22 protein-coding genes are annotated in these 22,631 nt (G+C 58.9%); 9 read left to right on the forward strand and 13 right to left on the reverse strand.

Annotated elements, in window-relative coordinates; translation table 11 throughout:
- Positions 1 to 123: 123 nt before the first annotated feature.
- From RB2501_RS00720 to RB2501_RS00735, 4 genes are all read left to right on the forward strand, one after another.
- On the forward strand, positions 124 to 1,515 hold the full coding sequence (locus RB2501_RS00720; RefSeq protein ID WP_012813728.1) for a dipeptidase: 1,392 nt from the start codon (positions 124 to 126) through the stop codon (positions 1,513 to 1,515).
- Between the two features lie 178 nt (positions 1,516 to 1,693).
- The gene (locus RB2501_RS00725) at positions 1,694 to 2,059 is read left to right on the forward strand and encodes a BlaI/MecI/CopY family transcriptional regulator (RefSeq protein WP_012813729.1); all 366 of its coding nucleotides are present in this window, start codon (positions 1,694 to 1,696) and stop codon (positions 2,057 to 2,059) included.
- A gap of 2 nt (positions 2,060 to 2,061) precedes the next feature.
- Positions 2,062 to 3,612 carry a M56 family metallopeptidase gene (locus RB2501_RS16425; protein WP_012813730.1) on the forward strand — a complete coding sequence of 517 codons (1,551 nt, stop codon included), beginning with the start codon at positions 2,062 to 2,064 and terminating at the stop codon, positions 3,610 to 3,612.
- Between the two features lie 110 nt (positions 3,613 to 3,722).
- A complete protein-coding gene (locus tag RB2501_RS00735; protein ID WP_012813731.1) occupies positions 3,723 to 4,823 on the forward strand; it encodes a DUF4407 domain-containing protein in 1,101 nt (366 codons plus the stop codon).
- 35 nt (positions 4,824 to 4,858) lie between these two features.
- Here the strand turns inward: RB2501_RS00735 and RB2501_RS00740 are convergent, their stop codons facing one another.
- The 9 genes from RB2501_RS00740 to RB2501_RS00780 all read right to left on the reverse strand — a co-directional run bounded on the left by RB2501_RS00740 (position 4,859) and on the right by RB2501_RS00780 (position 11,533).
- Positions 4,859 to 6,709 (reverse strand): MutS-related protein, encoded by a 1,851-nt coding sequence (locus RB2501_RS00740; protein ID WP_012813732.1) that lies wholly within the window; start codon positions 6,707 to 6,709, stop codon positions 4,859 to 4,861.
- Positions 6,706 to 7,065 carry an MmcQ/YjbR family DNA-binding protein gene (locus tag RB2501_RS00745; RefSeq protein WP_012813733.1) on the reverse strand — a complete coding sequence of 120 codons (360 nt, stop codon included), beginning with the start codon at positions 7,063 to 7,065 and terminating at the stop codon, positions 6,706 to 6,708. The genes RB2501_RS00740 and RB2501_RS00745 overlap by 4 nt, the downstream gene beginning before the upstream one ends.
- 11 nt (positions 7,066 to 7,076) lie before the next feature.
- Entirely contained in the window at positions 7,077 to 7,496 is a 420-nt protein-coding gene (locus tag RB2501_RS00750; RefSeq protein WP_012813734.1) for a Dabb family protein, read from the reverse strand.
- Positions 7,497 to 7,512: 16 nt separating this feature from the next.
- On the reverse strand, positions 7,513 to 8,157 hold the full coding sequence (locus RB2501_RS00755) for a DUF4230 domain-containing protein (RefSeq protein ID WP_012813735.1): 645 nt from the start codon (positions 8,155 to 8,157) through the stop codon (positions 7,513 to 7,515).
- A complete protein-coding gene (locus tag RB2501_RS00760) occupies positions 8,150 to 8,518 on the reverse strand; it encodes a DUF4260 domain-containing protein (protein ID WP_012813736.1) in 369 nt (122 codons plus the stop codon). The genes RB2501_RS00755 and RB2501_RS00760 overlap by 8 nt, the downstream gene beginning before the upstream one ends.
- Positions 8,515 to 9,261, reverse strand: coding sequence for a cyclase family protein (locus RB2501_RS00765; RefSeq protein ID WP_012813737.1), 747 nt, complete (start codon positions 9,259 to 9,261; stop codon positions 8,515 to 8,517). Before RB2501_RS00765 ends, RB2501_RS00760 begins: the two co-directional genes overlap by 4 nt.
- A gap of 12 nt (positions 9,262 to 9,273) precedes the next feature.
- Positions 9,274 to 10,407: a radical SAM family heme chaperone HemW gene (gene hemW, locus RB2501_RS00770; RefSeq protein WP_012813738.1), complete on the reverse strand. Its 1,134-nt coding sequence runs from the start codon at positions 10,405 to 10,407 to the stop codon at positions 9,274 to 9,276.
- 81 nt (positions 10,408 to 10,488) lie between these two features.
- On the reverse strand, positions 10,489 to 11,055 hold the full coding sequence (gene ruvC, locus RB2501_RS00775; RefSeq protein WP_012813739.1) for a crossover junction endodeoxyribonuclease RuvC: 567 nt from the start codon (positions 11,053 to 11,055) through the stop codon (positions 10,489 to 10,491).
- Positions 11,048 to 11,533, reverse strand: a complete 486-nt coding sequence (locus tag RB2501_RS00780; protein WP_012813740.1) for a hypothetical protein — start codon at positions 11,531 to 11,533, stop codon at positions 11,048 to 11,050. The genes ruvC and RB2501_RS00780 overlap by 8 nt, the downstream gene beginning before the upstream one ends.
- A gap of 134 nt (positions 11,534 to 11,667) precedes the next feature.
- Here RB2501_RS00780 and RB2501_RS00785 point away from each other — a divergent pair, with 134 nt between their 5' ends.
- Positions 11,668 to 12,183 carry a DUF456 domain-containing protein gene (locus tag RB2501_RS00785; protein WP_041326871.1) on the forward strand — a complete coding sequence of 172 codons (516 nt, stop codon included), beginning with the start codon at positions 11,668 to 11,670 and terminating at the stop codon, positions 12,181 to 12,183.
- A 78-nt stretch (positions 12,184 to 12,261) separates the two neighbouring features.
- Here RB2501_RS00785 and RB2501_RS00790 read toward each other — a convergent pair whose 3' ends face one another.
- Together RB2501_RS00790 and RB2501_RS00795 are read right to left on the reverse strand one after the other, a co-directional pair.
- Positions 12,262 to 12,813, reverse strand: coding sequence for a nitroreductase family protein (locus RB2501_RS00790; protein ID WP_012813742.1), 552 nt, complete (start codon positions 12,811 to 12,813; stop codon positions 12,262 to 12,264).
- Positions 12,814 to 12,866: 53 nt separating this feature from the next.
- On the reverse strand, positions 12,867 to 13,766 hold the full coding sequence (locus RB2501_RS00795) for a LysR substrate-binding domain-containing protein (RefSeq protein ID WP_041326872.1): 900 nt from the start codon (positions 13,764 to 13,766) through the stop codon (positions 12,867 to 12,869).
- 82 nt (positions 13,767 to 13,848) lie between these two features.
- On the opposite strand from RB2501_RS00795, the gene hutH reads away from it, so the two are divergent.
- The 4 genes from hutH to hutG are packed head-to-tail and all read left to right on the forward strand — an operon-like array spanning position 13,849 to position 19,840.
- Complete coding sequence (hutH, locus tag RB2501_RS00800) at positions 13,849 to 15,429, forward strand: histidine ammonia-lyase (protein WP_012813744.1); 1,581 nt, start codon at positions 13,849 to 13,851, stop codon at positions 15,427 to 15,429.
- A gap of 14 nt (positions 15,430 to 15,443) precedes the next feature.
- Entirely contained in the window at positions 15,444 to 16,781 is a 1,338-nt protein-coding gene (gene hutI / locus RB2501_RS00805; RefSeq protein ID WP_148214259.1) for an imidazolonepropionase, read from the forward strand.
- A gap of 49 nt (positions 16,782 to 16,830) precedes the next feature.
- Positions 16,831 to 18,858: a urocanate hydratase gene (locus RB2501_RS00810; protein WP_012813746.1), complete on the forward strand. Its 2,028-nt coding sequence runs from the start codon at positions 16,831 to 16,833 to the stop codon at positions 18,856 to 18,858.
- 13 nt (positions 18,859 to 18,871) lie between these two features.
- The gene (gene hutG / locus RB2501_RS00815) at positions 18,872 to 19,840 is read left to right on the forward strand and encodes a formimidoylglutamase (RefSeq protein WP_012813747.1); all 969 of its coding nucleotides are present in this window, start codon (positions 18,872 to 18,874) and stop codon (positions 19,838 to 19,840) included.
- 8 nt (positions 19,841 to 19,848) lie between these two features.
- Here hutG and RB2501_RS00820 read toward each other — a convergent pair whose 3' ends face one another.
- Both RB2501_RS00820 and RB2501_RS00825 read right to left on the reverse strand, forming a co-directional pair.
- Positions 19,849 to 21,006, reverse strand: a complete 1,158-nt coding sequence (locus RB2501_RS00820; protein ID WP_012813748.1) for a homogentisate 1,2-dioxygenase — start codon at positions 21,004 to 21,006, stop codon at positions 19,849 to 19,851.
- Positions 21,007 to 21,301: 295 nt separating this feature from the next.
- Entirely contained in the window at positions 21,302 to 22,606 is a 1,305-nt protein-coding gene (locus RB2501_RS00825) for an NAD(P)/FAD-dependent oxidoreductase (protein WP_012813750.1), read from the reverse strand.
- Positions 22,607 to 22,631: the final 25 nt, after the last annotated feature.

Raw genomic sequence — 22,631 nt, forward strand, 5'->3', positions numbered from 1 at the left:
AAAGCAGGTTACTCAGGGGGAAGGCCTTAGAAAAATACGAAAAAGTCCGGTATGACGGTCATTTTCCGCAAGCATTTAAGAAACTTCTTTTTCGTAAGTTTGGTTTTAGACAAATTGTAACCCATGCCCTCACCAGGTTCGTATATAGCCGCGCACAAGGAACGCTTTGTGCAGGAACTCCTCCAACTACTCCGACTCCCCTCCATCAGCGCCGACCCGGCATTTTCCCAGGATGTCCTGGAAACTGCAGGTGCCGTAGCCCAGGCATTGATACATGCCGGATGTGACAACGTGGAGGTCTGCGATACCGAGGGATATCCCATCGTTTACGGGGAGAAAATCCTGGACCCGGAGTTGCCCACGGTACTGGTATACGGCCACTACGACGTTCAACCGCCGGACCCGGTAGACCTGTGGGACTCGCCTCCCTTTGAACCGGTGATCCGCGAGACGGAACTCCATCCGGAAGGTGCCATTTACGCCCGCGGGGCCTCTGACGACAAAGGCCAGTTTTACATGCACGTGAAGGCTCTGGAGTACATGATCCGGGAAAATAAGCTCCCCTGCAACGTCAAGTTTATGGTCGAAGGGGAAGAAGAAGTGGGGAGCGTAAGCCTCGAGGAGTTCCTGAAGGCCAACCGGGATAGGCTCTCCAACGACATCATCCTGATTTCGGATACGGGGATGATTGCCCGGGACATCCCATCCATTACCACCGGTCTGAGGGGGCTGTCCTATGTTGAAGTGGAAGTGACGGGGCCCAACCGGGACCTGCATTCCGGCCTCTACGGCGGGGCGGTAGCCAACCCGATCAATGTACTGGCAAAAATGATCGCCTCCCTCCACGATGAAAACAACCGGATCACCATCCCGGGGTTCTACGACAAGGTTGTGGAACTCAGCCGGGAGGAACGCGAGCTGATGGCCGAGGCGCCCTTTGACCTGGAGGCGTATAAAAAAGCCCTGGACATCGATGCGGTGCACGGGGAAGCCGGGTACGTAACCAACGAACGCAACGCCATCCGGCCCACCCTGGACGTCAATGGGATTTGGGGCGGGTATACCGGGGAAGGCGCCAAGACGGTCATTCCCTCCAAGGCATATGCAAAGATCTCCATGCGTTTAGTCCCCAACCAGGACTGGCGGGAAATCATGGATGTATTCACCGCGCATTTTGAGAAAATCGCCCCCCCCGGGGTCCGGGTATCCGTCAAGCCCCATCACGGCGGGCAGGCGTATGTGACACCCATCGATCATATTGGTTACCAGGCCGCCAGCAAAGCTTACGAGGAAACGTTTGGGAAAACACCGGTTCCCCAACGCGGTGGCGGAAGTATCCCCATAGTCACCCTGTTTGAGCAGGAACTGGAAAGCAAGATCATCCTGATGGGATTTGGCCTGGATAGCGATGCCATCCACTCCCCCAACGAACACTTCGGAATCTGGAATTACCTGAAAGGCATCGAAACCATCCCGTATTTCTACCGGTACTTTACGGAAATGTCGCGGGGTTAGAACGGTATCCCCCAAGGCAGGATACTGCCCGGGGATGGGAACCGCACGGGTAAACAGCTACGAGAATTTTTATCCTTTCAATATTATTTGTTCCGGCAGGGGCGGCCCGGGAAAAACATAAACTACATTTGTAGAATTAAAATTATTGTTCTATGTTTGTAGAACAAAATTATCTGCCATGAAACTGTCCCGTACCGAAGAAGCCCTGATGAACCTGCTCTGGGAACAAAAGCAGGCCTTCCTGAAAGACCTGGTAGATGCCTATCCGGATCCCAAACCGGCCCCCACAACGGTGGCCACCCTACTTAAGCGGATGGCGGAAAAAGGATATGTGGCATACAGGACCCATGGCCGCTCCCGGGAGTATTACCCAACGGTGAGCAAGAAAGCCTACTTTGCCGGCCACTTTAACAAGCTCATCGCCAATTTTTTCAACGACAGTACCGCCCAGTTTGCCTCGTTCTTTACCCGGGAGGCCGACCTGAGCCGGGAACAGCTCGAGGAGCTGAAATCCCTCATTGAGGAAGAAATCAAAAAGAAGTAGCCATGGTCACCTACCTGCTGAAAAGTACGGCCTGCCTCCTGGTGTTTTACCTGTTCTACCATTTTGTGCTGGAACGGCAGACCAATCACAGCTTCAAACGCTATTACCTCCTGGCCAGCCTGGTGGCAGGCCTGGTGATCCCGGTCATTCCCATGGTCCGGACCGTTGCCCTGCTCTCGCCTACATTCGTTAACTGGGTGGCAGATGCCGGGGGAACAGAAAATCTTTCGGGGCCTGGCGCGTGGGAGGCAACCGCGCCTGCAATCGGCTGGATGGGTTACCTCCTTGGCGGGTCCCTATTCGGCGTGGCGTTTGTCCGTAACCTCATCCGCCTGGTGCGAAAAACCCGCAAGAACCCAAGACTTTCAGGCCCGGACCACACCAAAGTCCTCCTGAGCCGTAACGAACCGCCACACACCTTTTTCCGGTACCTTTTCCTGTTTGGCCCCGCCTATGAGCGCGGGGAAATCCCGGAAGGGATACTGGCCCATGAGGCAGCGCATATCCGCCAGCGGCACAGCCTGGACCTGTTGTTTATGGAGCTGGCCTGCCTGGTCTTCTGGTTCCATCCGGTCATCTGGCTTTACCGCCGCGCCGTACGCCTGAACCACGAGTTCCTGGCAGACCGGGAAGTCCTCCGCTCCGGGCATTCCCGAAAAGATTACCAGCGCCTGTTGCTGGTCATCACCCAATCATCGAATCAGCCGGCATGCACCCATGCCTTTCATTATTCATCCATCAAAAAACGAATCATCGTCATGAAAAATTCCACTTCACACAGCCGTAAATGGCTCACCTGCCTGGTCCTGCTACCGCTCAGCGCCCTGTTGTTCTTCAGCTTCAGCGACCGGAAAACCGAATACCTGCCTGCCGGGGACATCCTGGAAATTCCCCCGCCCGACACCGCCTTCCCGGAATTGCGGGGTGACGTCCCTGCGGAGTTGCCGGGCGTCTCTGCCCTTTCCGGCGAACCGCGCAGTATTCAGCAAGGGGCCACCCGGGCCGAAATGCGGGAGTACGAACGGCTCGCCCGTAAATACAACGAAATGCTCCGGGGGGACGACATCCATATTATCGGGGATGAAGTGTCCCTGATGAAACAGATCTATGCCAAAATGAGCGACAAACAACGGGCGGATACCGAACCCTTTCCGGAGCTTCCCCCGCCCCCTCCGGCCCCGGACCCGCATCCGGTACCGGCGCCCCATAGCGCCAGGAGCCCGCAACCTGCACAACAAGCACATCCCCCGCAACCGGCCCAGCCAGCAAAACCCCGAAACGGAGAGCAACAGGAAATACGGGAAGTCCCGCCTCCCCCTCCTGCACCTTCAGCCCACGGCACCCGGCCCGGAGCTACGCCTCCCCCGCCCCCTCCTCCGCCGGACCCCGAAGAGCACTTGCGGGAACTGGCCTCGCAGGGAGCCGACTTCTTCTACCGCAACCAAGCCATTCCTTCCGAAAAAGCCCTTGAATTATTCCGGGCCGGGGAGGTCAATCGGATCCAGGTGCGCAATTCCGATGGGGGGACCCCCCAGGTTTACCTGGCGGAGTGATGCGCTCGTGGGATAGGGTAACGCCCCCGCATTGTTAAATTCCTCCAAAACGGGCACCAAAAAGCCGGCAAGCTGCGTTCTTGTGTACATACCAAACCCTGAACACTGATATGATACGCAGCTTCTTCATTATTTGCTCCGGGGCAGACCGGGAATTACTCGGTACCTGCTCCCAGGGGGAACAGAATAAATACGCCGGGATCGGCGCCACCATTTTTTTCACCGCCTTAATGGCATTCCTCGCAGCCGGCTATGCGCTGTATACGGTTTTTGATTCCGTCTGGGCGGCCATCCCGTTTGGGCTGGTCTGGGGCCTGCTCATCTTCAACCTGGACCGCTATATCGTCTCGACCATGCGGAAACGGGACCATTTTGGGAAGGAACTCCTGCAGGCCAGCCCGCGGATTGTCCTGGCGGTGATCATCGCCGTGGTGATTTCCAAGCCCCTGGAATTGAAAATCTTTGAAAAGGAAATCAACCAGGTGCTCCTGGAGCGAAAAAACGACCTGACCCTGGCCAACCAGGAGCAGATCGCCCAGCAGTACAACCCGGCCATCGCCGAAAAGCAGGCGGAAATCGCCGGCCTGAAACAGGAAATTGCAGACAAGGAAGCCGCCACGGATGCGTTGTACAACACCTACATCGCCGAGGCCGAAGGACGGGAAGGGACGCTATTGGTGGGCAAAGGGCCTGTCTATGCGGAAAAGCGCGAAAAACACGATGCCTCCCTGGCCGAACTGGCGGACCTCCGGGAGACGAATACGGCCAAAATCACGGCCATCGAATCGGAAATCGCAACCCTTGAGAGCGGATACGCCCAGGCGGTAGAAGGATCGCAATCCGTCATCGACGGGTTTGACGGGCTGATGGCCCGGATCGACGCCCTGGGGGAGCTCCCCTGGTTTCCTTCCTTTTTTATATTCCTGCTTTTCCTCTCTATTGAGACGGCTCCCATCCTGGTAAAACTGATGACTCCGAAAGGGCCGTACGATATGAAGCTCGAGGATGAGGAAACCACCGTTTCCGCCTGGGTAAAACAAAAAGTGGACCAGCGCTTCAAACTGGCCGATACGGACCGGCTCCTCAACGAGCGCATCTACGGGGAAATTGCCGATGAGGAGGCCGTGTACGCCTATAAAAAGGAAAAGGCCGAGCAACTCCTGCGGTTGCAGGCCGATAAGTTCCACGAATTGCAGTCCAGGCATCTATAAAGCCCGGCCCGAAACGGGCCTCCCGAATTTCCAATTCACGAAGGCTGCTTGCCCTCCGGGTCCTCCACAATCCCCATCTTCCTGAGCAGAAAGGAGGCATTCATGGAGTGGCAAACCCCGGGCTTCAACCGGTAATCAAAATGGAGTTCGCCCTGCCGGATTTCCGCATCAAAATGCCAGTTTTCCACCCGGGGTTCCGTGTCCGCCACCTGGCAAAGGCTCAGGTCGTGGGTGGCGATGACCCCCGTGGCGCCCATGCGGACAAGCCGACCCAGAAAAAGCCGGGAGCCTTTGGCCTTGTCCGTGCTGTTGGTACCTTTCAGGATTTCATCCAGGACCACAAAACTGGGCCGCTCTTCCAGGGCCGCAATCAAGAACTGCAGCCGTTTGAGTTCCGCAAAAAAATAGGATTCGCTCCGCGCCAGGGAATCGGAAGTGCGCATACTGCTAATCAACGGGAGGGGCGTATAGCTGAAAGAAGTTGCGCAGACGGGCAAACCGCAATTTGCCATCACCAGGGAAAGGGAAAGCGTCCTTAAAAACGTACTCTTCCCAGCCATATTGGCCCCCGTAATCACGAAGAACCCGCCTTCCCGGATTTCAAAATCATTCGCCACGCGGTTCCCCGGTGGCAATAGCGGATGGGCCAGGCCGCTGGCTGCTACAACAAAGGGGCGGTCGGCGTTACCGCCGAGGGAGACCGGCTGTCCGCTGTCTCCGACATACGCGGCAACTTCCAGCCCCGGATACGTGTAATCCGGGTGGTTGAAGGCAAAATTGCCCAGGCTGCACCAGGCATCCAGCGCGGCTATGCCGCCAAACCAATGACGTACCTGGCTACCGTGTGCGGTGATCCAGGCTTCCACGGCCCGTGACTTGAGCAGGTCCCAGAGCAAAAATCCGTTCCCCAACAAGGCCACCAGGAGGTTGTTTCGCTGGTCCAGGGCCGACAGGTGGCGGGAAAACCGCTTCAGCAGGACGGATACGGCCTCGCCGTCCTTCCGGAGTTTCCCCTGTTCCCGGCAAAGCATTTCGCTTGAAAATTCCCGGTCTTCCACGTGTGCAACCAGCCGGGCATATCCTTCAAAAACATCCTGTACCCGAGAGGCATCGGCTGCCAGTTTCCCGACGCGCTTTGCAAAGTACCCCGCGATCACCAGCCCCGAGAGGAATACCCCTCCAACCGCCCAGGGCGTCACCCATCCCGCCAGGAATGCGCCAAGCAGACCCAGGGATACCAGGCCAAAAAGGTAGGGGGCATAGCGGTAGGTAGGCCGGGTAAAGGGACCGTATCCTTCCAGCCAGTCCAGCGCGGAATGGACGGTGGCACCCTTGTCGGAAATCCGAGCCACTGCGTAGTACTCCTGCCTCCAGTTAACCTGTGGCGCCAGTTCGCGAATGGCTTCCTGCTTTCCCCTGACCGACCCGGTATCATTGTCGGTCAGCCATTTGGCCAGTCGTTCGGCCCCCGGCAAAAGGCCACAGCGGTTGGCATACTGAAAAAAGGACCCGGGCCCGAACAGGTCCAGATCCTCGCTGAAGGCGTGCCCCGAATCACGGTACCCCGTACCCTCGGGCAGGTCTTCATAATCCAGGTCCAGGACCCGGGTTTCGGTTTCGTTCAGGCGGATGAGTTCGTCGCGTTTTCGCCTTTGGTATTTCAGGTCTTCATTCCGGCCCACCAGCCAGCCAAATAGCGCCAGCAACACGAGCGATACTGCGGCAAATGCCCCATGCGAGGCGGCTGCCAAATAAAGGGCGCCGCCCGCACCCAAAAACGATAAAACGCGAAACAGGGCGGTGAGGTGCAACCGCCGGGAAATCGCCTCGCGCTCCTCCCGTAGCCCTTTAAGCCGGGCGGCATATGCCTCTCGGGGGGTCGTCATGGCAGCGCCTCCCATTCCTTCCGGGATTTCGCGGGAAGCGATGCAACAATGAGCTCGTAGGAATGGTCGATGAGTTCCCTGAGCAGGTCTGCGGGAAGCCCCTGCAACATCACGGTATTCCAGTGGTCTTTATTCATGTGGTACCCGGGCAGGATGCGTCCGTCGTATTCCTCCCGAAGCCCCGGGATGCGTTCGGGGTCGGCTTTCAGGTTGGCCTGGGGCGGGTGCCGATCCAGGCCGGTCAGGGCAAACATCTTCCCCATGACCTTAAAGACCAGTACGTCCTGCCCGAACGGAAAACCTTCGGTAACACCCTTTTTGGCCAGGCAATATTCCCGGAATTCCTCTATGTGCATCCCCCGGACTACTAATCGTTCATCGGGATCCCAGTGGAATCGTAAACGATCACCTTTTTCCAGAGGTGCTCGGACTCGGAAATAAATTCGAGGTGCGGCTGTTCCGCCTGGTAGGCGGCCTGGGCCTCGGCAGATTCAAAGGTAACGATCAGCGAATAGGTAAACGACCCGTCCACCACATCCCGGCTGGCCTGGGGCGGCGTGCCGATAAAATTCGTTTTGGCATAGGCGGAGCGGGAAAGGAACTTCTTCAGGGAGGCTTCGAATGCCTGTCGGTCTTCCTGCCTGTCCGGGTTGTGCAGCCAGAAATAGACGGTATGGGCAAAAGCAGGGTCAAAAGTCTTCATGTCGGTGTCGTTTTGGGCGGACAGCACGCCCGGCAAGAGTAGCAGGGCGGCCCCAGTGATAAAGAGAATTTTTCTGATGTTCATTTATGTATGGTTTTATTCAGGTATCCTTTTGGTCGTTCCCGGAAGTATACACCCGGGGGAGCATCCGGGGCTCCTTCCCGAGCTCCAGTGCTTCAAAGTTAAGCTTCCAACCGATGGTTTCCACAATTTTTTCCATTACAAGGATGGCCTCAATCGCTTCGTGCCGGGCGGAATCCATCAGTCCGCTCTCGGGAATCTTCTCGCGAATCTGCGCTTTGGCCTCCCGGTTGAGGGCCGTCATATCCTCGGGCGTGAATGCGTTGAATATCCCGTTGCGGATATCGTAAAATTCCAGTTCCGGCTCTATGGAAAGGATTTCAGGCTGCGGGAATTGCTTTAAATAAACCGTTTTCCGTTTTGGGTCGGAAGTGATTTCCAGTTTCTTGAAGTCGTATCCGATGTGTGCTTTCGCGTGTACCACAATCAGCGCCTTTTTCTTGCTGCTGAAAAGGTTCCCGAAGTGCTCCCGCCGGTTCTCGTACCGGTAGATCTCAGCAAAATCCCCCTCTACCGAAATGAGCTTGCAGACCGAGCGGATCTTTTCCAGGATCACGGTAGACTGGTGCTCGGTCTGGTCTTTGCGCCTTTTCCTGGTAAACAGGGCGTAAAACCAGTACATTGTCATGGCCCCCAACAGGAGCCCGAGGAATAATTCAAGCATGCCGTTTTGCATTTTTTCCGATTTCCCCCAGGTGGGTGTACTGAAACCCCCGGGTATGCTTCAGGCCGTACCCGAAGATCCGGTCCATGGCGACATGACTGAACAGAATGATGCCCGCCAGCTGCAGCAGGGGGAGCGCCAGGAGCATGCCGGCTACCCAAATGGCAAAGGCAAAGCCCCGGTGGTGGAACAGGTTGTACGTCCAGGCCCCGGTAACCGGCCCGGCGAGGTAACCGACCATCCCGATATCCGGCGTAAGGATCAGCAGCGGAAACCACCACCAGGCAAAGGGCAATTGGGCAAAAAGGAAAATTCCCCCGGCAAAAAGCAAAATTTCTTCCAGTTGCAATACGCGCTTCATAATTCCTTGAGTTTAAACAGCAGGGGCCGGCTGGGGCTCGCGTCGTTCTCGATGGCTGCCACCTGCAGGTTGAGCAGGTACCGGCCGTCCGCCAGGGAGTCCGGCACAAAGATAAGCTCCGTAATGGTAGCCGCCGGGCGCGGGTTCCCGGGCAGCCCCCAAAAAGCGGTATGGGCAGCCAGCGCCCCACCGTCCTCCTCCGGGTCCACGGAAGGCAGGTCGATGAGCAGGTGGAGTACCCCCTCCGCTGCAAGCCAGGCGGCCGCCTTAGGGTCCAGATAGGGCGGGTTGGACCCGGACCAGCTCCGGCCTCGTTTGGAGGGCGGGTTTGGGTAGGTCCGGATCACGACTGCTTCGCAGGAAGGGGTCCCTAGGGCTTCCCGCAATTGCCCCAGGGAAACGTGTGCTCCTTTCCCGGCTGGCTCCGGTTCAATACTCACCAGGCGGGCTTCCATCCAGGGCGCGGGGGGGATCGTATTCACCGAATACGGCCGCTCGGTAATATGCCCCATACACTCGGTATGCGTGCCGTGGGCGTGGGGGTTGAAGGTGATATCGTAAAAATTCACGGAGGCGCCTGTGGCGACGCTCCCCGTAAAACCGGGTTGGCCATGGGGTTCCAGGGTGGCCCCGGGAACGCCCCAGGCGGTTATCCCGTTGGCGCTTACGGGGATGGACAGGTCGGTCGGGGCACTTAAATCGGCCAGGTAGGTGGTGCCGTTCTTTTCAAGTCGGGTCTGCATGTTACTGTGAAATCACTTCAAATTAATCATAAATAAATCACTGGCAATCCCGTCCACGAGAAATTTGCCGGCTTCCGTGGCTACCAGGTGGCCCGACCGGGATGCCAGCAAGCCTTTTTCCAGGTAGGGGGCGGCCTGTTGGCGGAGATATTCCGCATATCGCGGGCCAAACTCGCTGCCCACGCGGTTCTCGGAGACCCCCCATTGGGTGCGGAGGCCGGTCATTACCGCTTCGTTGTACCGGTCCCGGGTGCTGAGTTGCTCCGCCTCCCAATAGGTTTTCCCTTCCGTTACGGCCCGGAGGTATTTCAGGTTGGAGGCCACATTCCAGCGGCGGTTTCCCCCGTCAAAGGAATGGGCGGAAGGCCCGATTCCCACGTAGGATTTCCCCTGCCAGTAAGCGGTGTTATTCCGGGAGTGGAACCCGGGCTTCCCGAAATTCGAGATCTCGTAATGGTCGTAACCGGCCTGCTGCAACGTTTCCACCAGGTGGGAGAAATCTTCCCGGGCACGGTGGTCGTCCACCCCGGGGGTCACCCCTTTATCGATGAAGCGGGCCAGGGCGGTGTCGGGTTCCACCGTAAGCGCATAGGCCGAAATATGCGGGGGGTCGAAACCGAGGGCCACCTCCAGGGTTCGCTTCCAGTCATCCGGGCGGCTGCCAGGAATGCCGTAGATCAGGTCGATGGAGTAATTCGCAAACCGGGCGGCCGCGTGCTCCAGGCATTCCAGCGCTTCACGGGCCGAGTGGGCCCGGTTCATCCAGCGCAGTTCGGTTTCGTGAAAGCTTTGGATGCCGATGCTCAAACGGTTCACCGGGCTTAGGGCCAGTTCTTCCAACCGACCGGGAGGCAAATCGTCCGGGTTGGCCTCCAGGGTAATCTCCGCATCCGCAGCCAGGCCAAAGCACGCAGCTGCCCGGCGGATCAGTTGCCCGATTTCCGCCCCGGTGAGCAGAGACGGAGTGCCGCCCCCGAAATACAGGGTCTCTGCCGGCTGCCCGCCGAGTTCGTCCCGTCGCTGCTCCATCTCCAGCTCCATGGCTTCCAGCAACCCCTGTTTGTGTTTGAGGGTGGTCGAAAAATGAAAATCGCAATAGTGGCAAGCCTGCTTGCAAAATGGGATATGGAGGTAGATTCCGGACATGAGCAGCGGGTCGGGAGCTGGGTGTGTGGTGGGTTAAAGGTACGGCTTTTGCCAATTCCCATACGGGGGGCAATCCGGGTGTCACTCCGACGTCCGGCCGGTATTCTGTTTGACAAAGGCCTCCCATCCCGAATAGGACTTCGCCCCCGTGGGCTTGCCCTGGTTGTAGAAGTGGCAGACAGCCGCTGCCAGGCCGTCCGTGCTGTCCAGGTTTTTGGGCAGGGATTTGAGCTCCAGCAGGGACTGCAGCATCCGGGCCACCTGCTCCTTGCTGGCATTCCCGTTGCCGGTGATGGCCATTTTGATCTTTTTGGGCAGGTATTCCGTAATCGGGACCTGTCGGGAAAGCCCGGCAGCCATGGCCACCCCCTGGGCCCGGCCGAGTTTCAGCATGGACTGGACGTTCTTGCCGTAAAAGGGCGCCTCGATGGCAATTTCGTCCGGGTGGTAGGTGTCGATAAGTTCCAGGGTGCGGTCGAAGATGAGTTTTAGCTTGGTGAACGGGTCGTCGTACTTGCGCAGGATAAGCTCGTTCATCTGGACGAATTCCATTTGTTTGCCCTGCACGCGTATAATGCCAAAGCCCATGATGGTGGTCCCCGGGTCGATACCCAGGATAATGGTTTCGGATGCTGTCAGTTTACTCATCGGTTTGCAGGACTAAGGGGAGCCGGAACCTCGTGGCCACCGGGATCCCTCGCTTGAGTGCGGGTTGCAGTCGCGGCAGGCTCCGCAGGCTTCCGGTTACAATTCGCTCAAATTCCGGGTTCGCTTCCACAATCGCCGGGTGTTGTTCCACCGAAGTGATCGAAATTACCCCCTGGGCATCCACCTTAAAATCGATGTGCAGCGTATCTTTCAGGGAGGCTTGTGACCGGAATTCAAAATTTTGCAGGGTCATGGAAAGGTGCATCAGCAAAGTCTCTTCAAAACAGCGGCGCTGCACAGTCTTGTCCTCGGTTTCCTGGCAATCGTCAAACAACGGAAACTGGTCTACTTCGTTGAAGTTGATGGTCTGAATCTCCGCGTCCACCAGTTTTTGGGTCCGTTGCTCCCGCGACTCAAACAGGTTGCAGGCGCTGAGGCAACCGGCCAGCAGTATACCGCAAAGTACGCGATGGTTCATTCCCCAATTTTACTAGGGGGGAAATTACGATTTTATTAGTAATTCCCCGTAACATCTATCTTTGCCTTACGTCTTATGTGTTTGCGTAGAGCTCCTGCCTCGGTGCGGCCGGACCGCTTTAAATTCATCGCCTTATGGACCTTGTTTTGATCTTTTTTGGCTTGCTATGTATGATTTTGGGAGTCCTGGGCAGTTTCCTGCCGGTCCTCCCCGGCCCGCCCATCAGTTGGGTGGGGTTGCTGCTCCTGACGCTGACTTCCGCCGTACCGGACAACTGGTGGTTTCTCGGGATCACCGCGGCCGTGGCCGTGGTGGTGGTAGGCCTGGATTACTGGATCCCCGCCATGGGTACCAAACGTTTCGGGGGAAGCCGTGCCGGGATGATCGGGACCACCGTAGGCCTGCTCGTGGCGATCATCTTCCCGGTTCTGGGAATCGCAGGCATCATCATCTGGCCGTTTCTGGGCGCCGTAGTCGGGGAATTGATCAATAAATCCAATAGCCAGACCGCCCTGAAAGCTGCTTTTGGCTCGTTTGTGGGCTTCCTCACCGGGACGTTCCTCAAGTTTCTGGTCAGCATCATCTACTTTGGACTGTTCCTGTCCAAAGCGTGGGATTACCGAAGTGGATTATTCCCGTGGTTTGATTAGCCCTACCCCGGACTGCCTCCTGGCGGGTCCAATCGAAACCGGGGTGGCCCGGCAAGGGTTCCTACGCACGGATTGCGCTTATTCCCAACTGATTTTTTCGTCCAGCGGGCTGCGCGTGCCCTCCGGAGGTGCCTCGTCGTAATACCCCATATAGAAAAAGCCCAGGCAGCGTTCCCCTTCCGCCAGGTCAAAGAATTCGCCCATATGGCGGATCAGCCCCGGGGAACTCCAATAGGACCCGATCCCCAATTCGGTGCACACCAGCCACATGTTCTGGACGGCCATGGCCGTGGCGGCCACTTCTTCCCATTCGGGCAGCCGCTCCTCCGGGTCGCGCTGCATGCAAATGGCAATAATCGCTGCCGCGCGTTGCGGGTTGTGGTAGAGCTTCTTCGCCTTGAACTCCTTGGGGGACGGATCTAAATCCAGGTACTTGTCGCGCAGGAACGCCCCGAGGGCTTCCCGCTTCTCCCCGGTGACTACTTTAAAACGCCAGGGTTCGGTCCGTTTGTGGGTAGGCGCCCAATTAGCAGCTTCCAGCACGCGGAACAGGGTAGCCCGGTCGATGGGCTGGTCGTTGTACTGGTCGGGGAAAATGGAACGGCGTCGGCGGATCAGGTCTTCGATCATTTGTTGAATTTTCGACAAAAATAACACTTTGCACGGGTCTGCCGGCAGCCGGCCTATGGCTCGGGCGAACTACCCCTGAGGTGTTCGATGCAATGCTGCAGGGCGTTGCTGTGGTGGGCCCGGTTCCAGACCGCTGTCAGGACGGCGCGTTGCCGGATGCCGGACAGTTCCAAAAAGCGGACCTTCAGCTGGAAGCCGTGCTGCAGGGAAGTGGGGACGATGGCTACCCCCAGGCCGGCGGCTACCAGTTTAAAAATCGTATGGGCATGGACAGATTTGTGGGAAACCTGCGGATGGAAGCCGGCATCCTCGCAGATGCTCAGCACGGTCCGGTAATAATCCGGGCTGTATTCCGGGGTAAATAAAATAAAGGATTCCCCGGCAAATTCCCGGATGGATCCCAGGGATTTGCCGCGGAAGGGGTGGTCTTCGGGCACCACCAGCGAAAAGGTCTCCCGGATAACCGGGCAGCCCTCCAGGTCGGGCGGCAGGTCGGAGAGGCGTACAAAGCCCAGGTCGAGCCGTTCCTGGAGCAGGGCGCGGACCTGGGCCTGGTTGGAGAGTTCCTCCAGGCTCGTACGGATATCCGGATAGCGGCTATCGAGTTCCAGGAGCAGGCGGGGGATAACTTCCTGCATGGCAGAGCCCAGGAAACCAATGCGGATCTCCCCGGCCTGCCCTTGGCCTATCCGGCGGGCTTGCCCGAAAATATTCTCCAACCGGTTGAGCTGGGGGATCAGCTGCTCCTGCAGGTAGGCCCCCGCCGGTGTAAGCCGGACTTCCCTCCGGTTGCGAAGGAGCAATTGGGTCCCCAGGTGGTATTCGAGTTGCTGGATCTGCCGGCTGAGACCGGGCTGTGTAATGTCCAGGCGTTCCGCTGCCCGGTGAAAATTCAGCAGGTCTGCAACCGCCATAAAATATCGCAGGTGCCGCAACTCAATTTGATTACTCATAGGCATCAATTATTATAAAATTCGCATCAACAATTATCAAACCTAATGTGTATTTTTAATTTCCGCAATGAAAATCGCAACAATGAGCCAAAAGACACCATCCTTTGCCTATGGAGCCGACCGGCTGACAGTTGGTAAGGCCCTTGGTATTGCCCGGGGCACCTTACCGGGCCAACTCACCGAACCTGTCCTGGAACGGGTCCGCGCCAACCGGGAGGCCGTGGCCCGGATCGTGGCCAAAGGGGAACCCGTTTACGGCATCAATACGGGTTTCGGCCCCTTGTGTACCACCCGAATCTCGGCAGACCAGACGAGCCTCCTGCAGGTGAATATTCTGAAAAGCCACAGCGTGGGGGTTGGCGACCCCATCCGGGGCGAGATCGCCCGACTGATGTTGATCCTGAAATTGCACGCCCTTTCCATGGGGCATTCCGGCGTTGCTGAGACCACCCTGAAGCGCATCCTCTGGCATATCGAAAACGAGGTAACCCCGGTGGTCCCCTCCCAGGGCTCGGTAGGCGCTTCCGGCGACCTGGCGCCCCTGGCCCACCTCTTCCTGCCGCTTATCGGGCTGGGCCGGGTTACCTACCAGGGAGAGGTGCGGGATACTGCGGAGGTATTGGGGAAATTCGGGATGGACCCCCTGGAACTCGGGCCCAAGGAAGGACTCGCCCTGATCAATGGCACCCAGTTTATCGCCGCCCACGGGGTGAGCGTAGTGGAAAAAATGCAGCAATGCCTCTCCCAGGCCGACATTATCGGCGCCATGATGCTCGAGGGGTTGCAGGGCTCCCTCAGGCCTTTCCACGAGGAATTGCACAAGCTACGGCCCTACCCCGGCACGCGACACGTCGCCCACCGGGTACGCAACCTGCTGAAAGGCTCCGAAATCCTCGAGGACCACATTGACTGCGAACGCGTACAGGACCCCTATTCCCTCCGTTGTATCCCGCAGGTACACGGCGCCTCCCGGACCGCCTGGCTCCACCTGAAAGAACTCCTTGAAACCGAACTGAACTCGGTGACCGACAACCCGGTGGTCATTGACGAGGAACTCTCCATCAGCGGGGGCAATTTCCACGGGCAGCCCCTGGCGATGGCCCTGGATTACGCTTGCCTGGCTGCCTCGGAGATCGGGAATATTTCGGACAGAAGGATCTACCTCGCCCTGGAGGGCAACCAAACGGACCTGCCCAAGTTGCTGATGAAGGATACCGGGCTGAACTCGGGCTATATGATGCTGCAATACACCTCGGCCGCCCTGGCGAGTGAAAACAAAAGCCTCTGCTTCCCGGCCAGTGCAGACAGCATCCCCACCTCCATGGGGCAGGAAGACCACGTGAGCATGGGGTCTATCAGCGGCCGGAAAGCCCTGCAGGTGCTCGAAAACGTCGAAAAGATCCAGGCTGTGGAGCTGCTCACGGCCGCCCAGGCCTTCGAGTACCGGAAACCCCTGAAATCCGGTTGGTTCCTGGAGAAAGTCCACGGCCTGGTACGCACCCGGGTCTCTTTTGCCGAGGCGGACCGGGTTTTTGCCACGGATATAGAGGCCGGGCTCGAACTGATCCGGTCCGGGGCACTGATCCGGCTCCTCGATACGGTGTCCCGGAAAAAAGCCCTCAGCCTGAAAACCGATTACGACGAACTATTTGAAACCTATTGATGGAACAGAACAAAATGGACCGAAAAACACAATCGAAAGCAAACCCGGAAACCCATGCGGGCCCGGATGCCGAAGGGCATGGGCAAGGGGGGCAACCCGTCCTGCACCTGGTGGGGCCCTTTGCACAGCTGCTCCCGATGAGCGGGCTTCCCCTCAAGGGTGCCTTGCCGGACACTTCCCTGACCGTACTGGAACGGGCGGGGATCCTGATGGAAGGCAGCCGGGTCCGGGCTATCGGGCCTTTTGACCAGATGGAACAGGAGGCGCGGCGGATGCGGGCTACTATCACCCGGCTTCCCGGGAACCAGGTGGCCCTGCCCGGGCTTGTCGATGCCCATACGCACAGTTGCTTTGCCGGCAGCCGTGCCCGGGATTACGCCTTGCGCAACAGCGGGCGTTCCTACCTGGAAATCGCCGAAGCCGGGGGTGGGATCTGGGATACGGTAACCGCCACGCGCAAAGCCACTCCTGAACAGCTTCGCAATTTGCTCAGGGATCGGTGCCGGCGCTTCGCTGCAGACGGCATCACCACCCTGGAGGTCAAAAGCGGTTACGGGCTGTCGGTAGAAGAAGAACTCAAGATGCTCCGCGTCATTGCCGAAACCGCTGCAGACGTTTCCCAGGATATCATCCCGACCTGCCTGGCGGCGCACAGTATGCCCCGGGATTTTGACGGTTCGGCCGGGGAATACCTGGAGCAGATCGCCGAGGAATTACTGCCCGTACTGCTGAAAGAAGGACTCGCCCGGCGGGTGGATGCCTTTGTGGAACAAAGCGCGTTTTCCCCGGACCAGATCCTGCCCTACCTGGAAACGGCTCGTCGCCTCGGTTACGACATCACCATTCACGCGGACCAGTTCACGACCGGGGGCAGTGAGGTTGCCATCCGATGCGGCGCGCGGAGTGCCGACCACCTGGAGGCCAGCGGCCCGGCCGAGATTGCCGCCCTGGCCAAAAGCGACGTGGTGGCCACGGCCCTCCCCGGTGCCACCCTGGGACTGGGCTGCGGGTACACCCCTGCACGGGCACTGCTGGATGCAGGAGCCGCGCTGGCCATCGCCAGCGACTACAACCCGGGTTCGGCCCCCATGGGCGACCTGCTTACCCAGGCGGCACTGCTCGGGCCCGCCGAGAAGATCTCCCACGCCGAAATTTTTGCCGGGATTACCTTCCGGGCGGCCGCAGCCCTGGGCCTGGACGACCGCGGGGCGCTTGCCCCGGGGATGCTCGCCGACTTCGTCCTCTTTGACACGGACCACTACAACGAAATCCTCTATCACCAGGGACGGCTCAGGCCTTCCGCCGTGTGGAAAAGCGGCCGGCGCATCCCGGACTCGAATGGCAAAAATTAGAGCCTTTGCCAATTCAATTTAGAAGACGACAAAAAATTACAGCATTCCCATGAAGACAAATACCCCGAATACGCTGACGGATTTCCAGAAGGCCATCCGGGCCGGTATCCCGGATACCCTGCCACCGCCGCGGGAAAGAAACCCGGAGGTTCCCCATGCCCCCGTCCGGAAAGACATCCTGGACCCGGAGGAAAAGAAGCTCGCCCTGCGGAATGCGCTGCGCTACTTCCCATCGGAATGGCACGCGGAACTCGCCCCGGAATTCGCCGGGGAATTGCGGCAATACGGCCGCATCTACATGTACCGCTTCCGACCGGAATACCGGATGGTGGCCCGGCCCATCGATGCCTATCCCGCTAAAATCCCGGAAGCGGCAGCCATCATGCTGATGATCCAGAACAACCTGGACCCGGAGGTGGCCCAGCACCCGGACGAGCTGATCACCTACGGGGGCAACGGGGCCGTATTCCAGAACTGGGCGCAATACCTGCTCACCATGCAATACCTCTCGGAAATGACCGAGGCCCAGACACTGCACATGTACTCCGGCCACCCGATGGGCCTGTTCCCATCCTCTCCCGACGCCCCGCGCGTGGTGGTCACCAATGGGATGATGATCCCGAATTATTCCCGTCCGGACGACTGGGAGCGCTTCAATGCCCTGGGGGTGACCCAATACGGCCAGATGACGGCCGGCTCCTATATGTACATCGGGCCGCAGGGGATCGTCCACGGAACGACAATCACCGTCCTGAATGCCTTTCGGCGGGTCTTGCCCGAAGCAACGGATTTTGCAGGGCGCGTGTTTTTGACTGCCGGCCTCGGGGGGATGAGCGGGGCACAGCCCAAGGCGGGGAATATCGCCGGGTGCGTCACCGTATGCGCGGAGGTCAACCCGGCAGCGGCGCGAAAGCGGCATCAACAGGGATGGGTGGACGAGCTCCTCGAAGACCTGGATGCCCTTGCGGCGCGTACCCGACAGGCCATTGCAGGCCGGGAGGTAGTGTCCCTGGCCTACCTGGGGAATGTGGTGGACGTGTGGGAGCGCTTTGCGGACGAAGATATCCCGGTAACCCTGGGCAGCGACCAGACCTCCCTGCACAATCCCTGGGCCGGGGGGTATTACCCGGCCGGGATGTCCTTTGAGGCAGCCAACCGGATGATGGCCGAAGAGCCCGAAAAATTCCGGGAAAAAGTTCGCGAATCCCTGAGGCGGCATGTGACAGCCATCAACCGACACACCCAAAAGGGCACTTATTTCTTCGATTACGGAAATGCCTTCCTCCTGGAAGCCTACCGGGCCGGGGCAGACATCCAGGGGGCGGACGGAAAGGAGTTCCGCTACCCCTCCTACGTGCAGGATATCCTGGGGCCCTTGTGTTTCGATTTCGGTTTCGGCCCCTTCCGCTGGGTCTGTACCTCGGGCAACCCGGAAGACCTGAGAATTACCGACCAGATAGCCCGGGAGGTCATGGAAGCCCAGTTGCAGGACGCCCCGGAATCGATCCGCGGCCAACTGCGGGATAACATTCGCTGGATCTCCCGGGCGGAGGAAAATGCGCTCGTGGTCGGATCCCAGGCGCGGATCCTCTATGCAGATGCCGAAGGCCGGATAGCCATAGCCCGGGCATTTAACGAAGCGATTGCCGACGGACGCCTGCAGGCCCCTGTGGTCCTGGGCCGCGACCACCACGATGTGAGCGGAACCGACAGTCCGTTCCGGGAAACCAGCAATATCTACGACGGCAGCCGGTTTACCGCCGATATGGCCATCCACAACGTCATCGGGGATTCCTTCCGCGGGGCCACCTGGGTATCCATCCACAACGGGGGCGGCGTGGGCTGGGGCGAAGTGGTCAACGGGGGCTTCGGCCTGGTCCTGGACGGTACGCCCGCGGCGGAGAAGCGATTGGCCAATATGTTGTTTTTTGACGTGAACAACGGCATTGCGCGCCGCAGCTGGGCCCGCAACCCGGAGGCCATGCAGGCCCTCAATCGGGAAATCGGGCGGAGCCCGGGCCTTTCGGTACGTCTGCCGCAACTTGTGGATGAGGCAATTTTAAACGACCTTTTCTGAAAATTCCCTTTGGATGAATGCACTGTACCACCTGTGTGAGCCTGCCCTTTACACCGGACGCGAATCGACGAGCCGGGCCTACCTGCACGAAAATGTGCGCGCCCTGGACCTCCGGGGCTCCCTGGCCCGTACGGAAGAACGCATCCCGGCCCTGTTTGGCTACGCCTGCGATGAAGGGGTCCGTCGCAACCTCGGGCGCCCCGGGGCTGCCGAGGGACCGCGGGCCTTGCGGAAAGGCCTGGGAAAATACCCCTGGCAGGTAGGGGCGCCCGGGCATTTGGCCGACGCCGGGGACATCCGCCTGGAAGACGACAACCTCGAAGGCGCCCAGGCCGCCTATGCCGAGGGAGTTTCAAAACTATTGGAAGTGGGATACCTGCCCATGGGAATTGGCGGGGGCCACGATATCGCCTTTGCCCACTACAAGGGAATCCGGAACCACCTGGGCCCCGGAAAGCACCTGGGCATTGTAAACTTCGATGCGCACTTTGACCTGCGCTCCCCCGGGGATGCGCCGCATTCGGGAAGCCCGTTCTTCCAGGTGGCCCGAACCTGCCAGCAGGAGGGCCTGGATTTTCACTACGCCTGCATCGGTGTGCGGCGGGATGCCAACCCCCAGGTACTCTGGGACCGTGCCAGAGAATTTTCCGTGTGCACAATTGAACGGGAAAGCCTGACCCCGGACCAGCTGTCCGGGCATTGCAGGACACTGCGGAAATTCCTCAAACCGCTGGATGCGGTATACCTGACCATCGACCTGGACGGGTTCTCATCCGCCTATGCGCCGGGGGTGAGCGCGGCCTCCCCCATGGGGTACGCGCCTATGGAAATCGCGCCCCTGCTGGATGTGGTGCTCAACAGCGGGAAACTCATCGGCCTGGATATCGCCGAACTCAACCCGGCACACGACCAGGACGGCCAGACGGTTGCGCTGGCCGGCAGCCTGGTCCACCGGATCCTGCACTTTCCGGGACTATTTTAGGCAGACGGCTACTCGAGCCAGGATTGATAGTATTTGCCGTCGTCCAGGTCCAGGGCCGCCTGGGTGAGTTGGAGCGGCTTGAAGGTGTCGACCATCACGGCCAGTTCTTCCGTACCCTTTTTACCGATACTCGCTTCGTAGGTGCCCGGATGCGGGCCATGGGGAATTCCGGCCGGGTGCAGGGAAATGTACCCCCGGTCGATCCCTTTCCGGCTCATAAAATCCCCGTCCACATAGTACAGGACCTCATCGGAATCGATGTTGGAGTGGTTGTACGGGGCCGGGATGGATTCCGGGTGGTAGTCGTACAACCTGGGGACAAAGGAGCAAACCACAAAAGCGCCCGTCTCAAAGGTCTGGTGGACGGGCGGGGGTTGGTGGACCCGGCCCGTGATCGGTTCAAAATCGTGGATTGAAAACCCGTACGGGAAGTTGTAACCGTCCCAGCCAACCACGTCGAAGGGATGGGTGGCGTACACCAGGTGGTGCAGTTGCCCTTCCTTTTTGATTTTGATCAGGAACTCCCCCTTTTCGTCGTGGGTTTGCAGGTTCTGCGGCAGTTTGAAATCCCGTTCGCAGTACGGCGAGTGCTCCAGGTGTTGCCCGAACCAGTTCCGATAGCGTTTAGGCGTGTAGATCGGGTGGTAGGATTCCACGGTGAACAGCCGGTTATCCGGGCCGTCAAAGTGGATCTGGTAGATCATCCCACGGGGGATCAGCAGGTAATCGCCGTATTCAAAGGGGATTTCCCCGAGAAATGTTTTCAGCACCCCGGAACCCTGGTGGACGAACAACAGCTCATCCGCATCGGCATTCTTGTAAAAATACCCGGTTTGGGAGTTCCTGGGGGCCGCCAGCCCGATGTGGACATCCCGGTTAAAGAGGACCACCGTGCGGCTGTCCAGGTAATCGTCCTTAGGGGGCAGCTCCAGGCCTTTGAGCAGGCGCGACTGGATGTGTTTCGACACGGCGGCCCGCGGGGCGACATCCAGCGTTTTATCGATGGATTTTACCTGGGTGGGGCGGTGCAGGTGGTACAACAGGGAGGACATCCCGTCGAAGCCGATGGTGCCGAACAGCTGCTCGTAATGCAGGCTGCCGTCGTCCTTCCGGAAGGTCGTGTGGCGTTTGTGGGGAATCTTCCCCAGTTTATGGTATAAGGGCATGGTGTGCTCGCATTTGTTTCACCCTTAAAAATACGACAATTCGGGGCCATTCAAAAACCGCCCTTTCTGTTTGATGGGGGCAAAACCGAGGCCCGGCGATGGGGCCTTCAACCCGGCAGGGAGGACTTAACCGGGAAGGGGTCCGGCAACCCGGGGCGGGCGGCGGGCGGGGGATACCAACAAAAAAAGCCTCCCTCATCGGAAAGCCTTTCATTGGAAAGCGGCAAAAAATTGCCGCCGACCTGCATTCCCTCTCGGGAACACAACACAACAAGACAAAGATAGCAAAGCATTTTTATTTTCCGGCGTATTGAGTTTCCTTTCTCTTTTTTTTCGTGAAGGGCCGGACAATCAGGCGGGCTGCCTTGTCGTAGTTGATGTAGTTGTATACCCAGTTGAAGAAGACCACCACCTTGTTGCGGAACCCCACCAGGGACATCAGGTGGATGAACATCCAGATAAACCAGGCGGCAAAGCCCCCGAACTGGTAACCCGGCAGGTCTACCACCGCCTTGTTCCTGCCGATGGTAGCCATGCTGCCTTTGTCCTTGTAATTGAAGGGCTGCATTTCCCGGCCTTTAAGGAGCCTTTCCAGGTTGTCCGCCAGGTGCGCCCCCTGCTGCAGGGCAGGCTGGGCCATCTGCGGGTGGCCTTCCGGGTAGTCGTCCGTACGCATCAGGGCGATATCCCCGATGGCAAAAACGGAGCCGTATCCGCGGACGCGGTTCAGCTCGTCCACCAGCAGGCGGCCCGTACGGGAATCGGTGGAGCCCTCCGGGAAACCGGGGAGGAGCGCCCCGGTCACCCCCGCCGTCCAGATGCAATTGGCCGTGCGGAATTCCCGCCTGTCCTTGGTGGTCAGGAGCCGGCCGTCGTAGGTGTCCACAAAGGTGTCCAGATGGATGCGCACCCCCAGGGACTCCAGGAATTCCCGGGATTTTCGGGAAGCGGTTTCGCTCATGGGGGGAAGCACCCGGTCCGCCCCCTCAAACAGGTTGATCTCCATTTCATCCACGGCCAGGTGTTTGTAATCCCGGGGGAATACATGCCGTTTAAGTTCGGCAAAAGCCCCGGCGAGTTCCACCCCGGTCGGCCCTGCGCCGATAATGCAAAAATTCATCAGGGCGCGGCGCTCAGCCTGATCCTCGGTGTATTCGGCCTCTTCCAGGTTCTGAAGGGCCAGGCTGCGGATATTCAGTGCCTGGGGGATCGTCTTCATGGGCAGGGCAAAGTCCCGCATCTGGTCGTTTCCGAAATAGTTCGTCCGGGTACCGGTTGCCAGGATCAGGTAATCGTAGGTAATCTCTCCTTTGTCTGTCCGAAGTACGCCCCGTGCCGGGTCCACCGACTCGGCTTCGGCCCAGCGAAAGTACATATTGTCCAGGCGCTTGAGGATTTTGCGTATCGGATAGGCGATGCTGTCAGGCTCCAGACCCCCGGTGGATACCTGGTACAGCAGCGGTTGAAAATTGTGGTAGTTCTGCCGGTCGATCACCACGAGCTGCACCGGCAGCCCTTTCATCCGTTTGGCCAGGGCGATGCCTGCAAACCCGCCACCGACCAGGACGATGCGGGGATATTCGGTCTTCGGGATGTTCATGGTTAGGGTTTCAACAAAAATACCA

The sequence above is a fragment of the Robiginitalea biformata HTCC2501 genome (assembly GCF_000024125.1).
Classification (GTDB): domain Bacteria; phylum Bacteroidota; class Bacteroidia; order Flavobacteriales; family Flavobacteriaceae; genus Robiginitalea; species Robiginitalea biformata.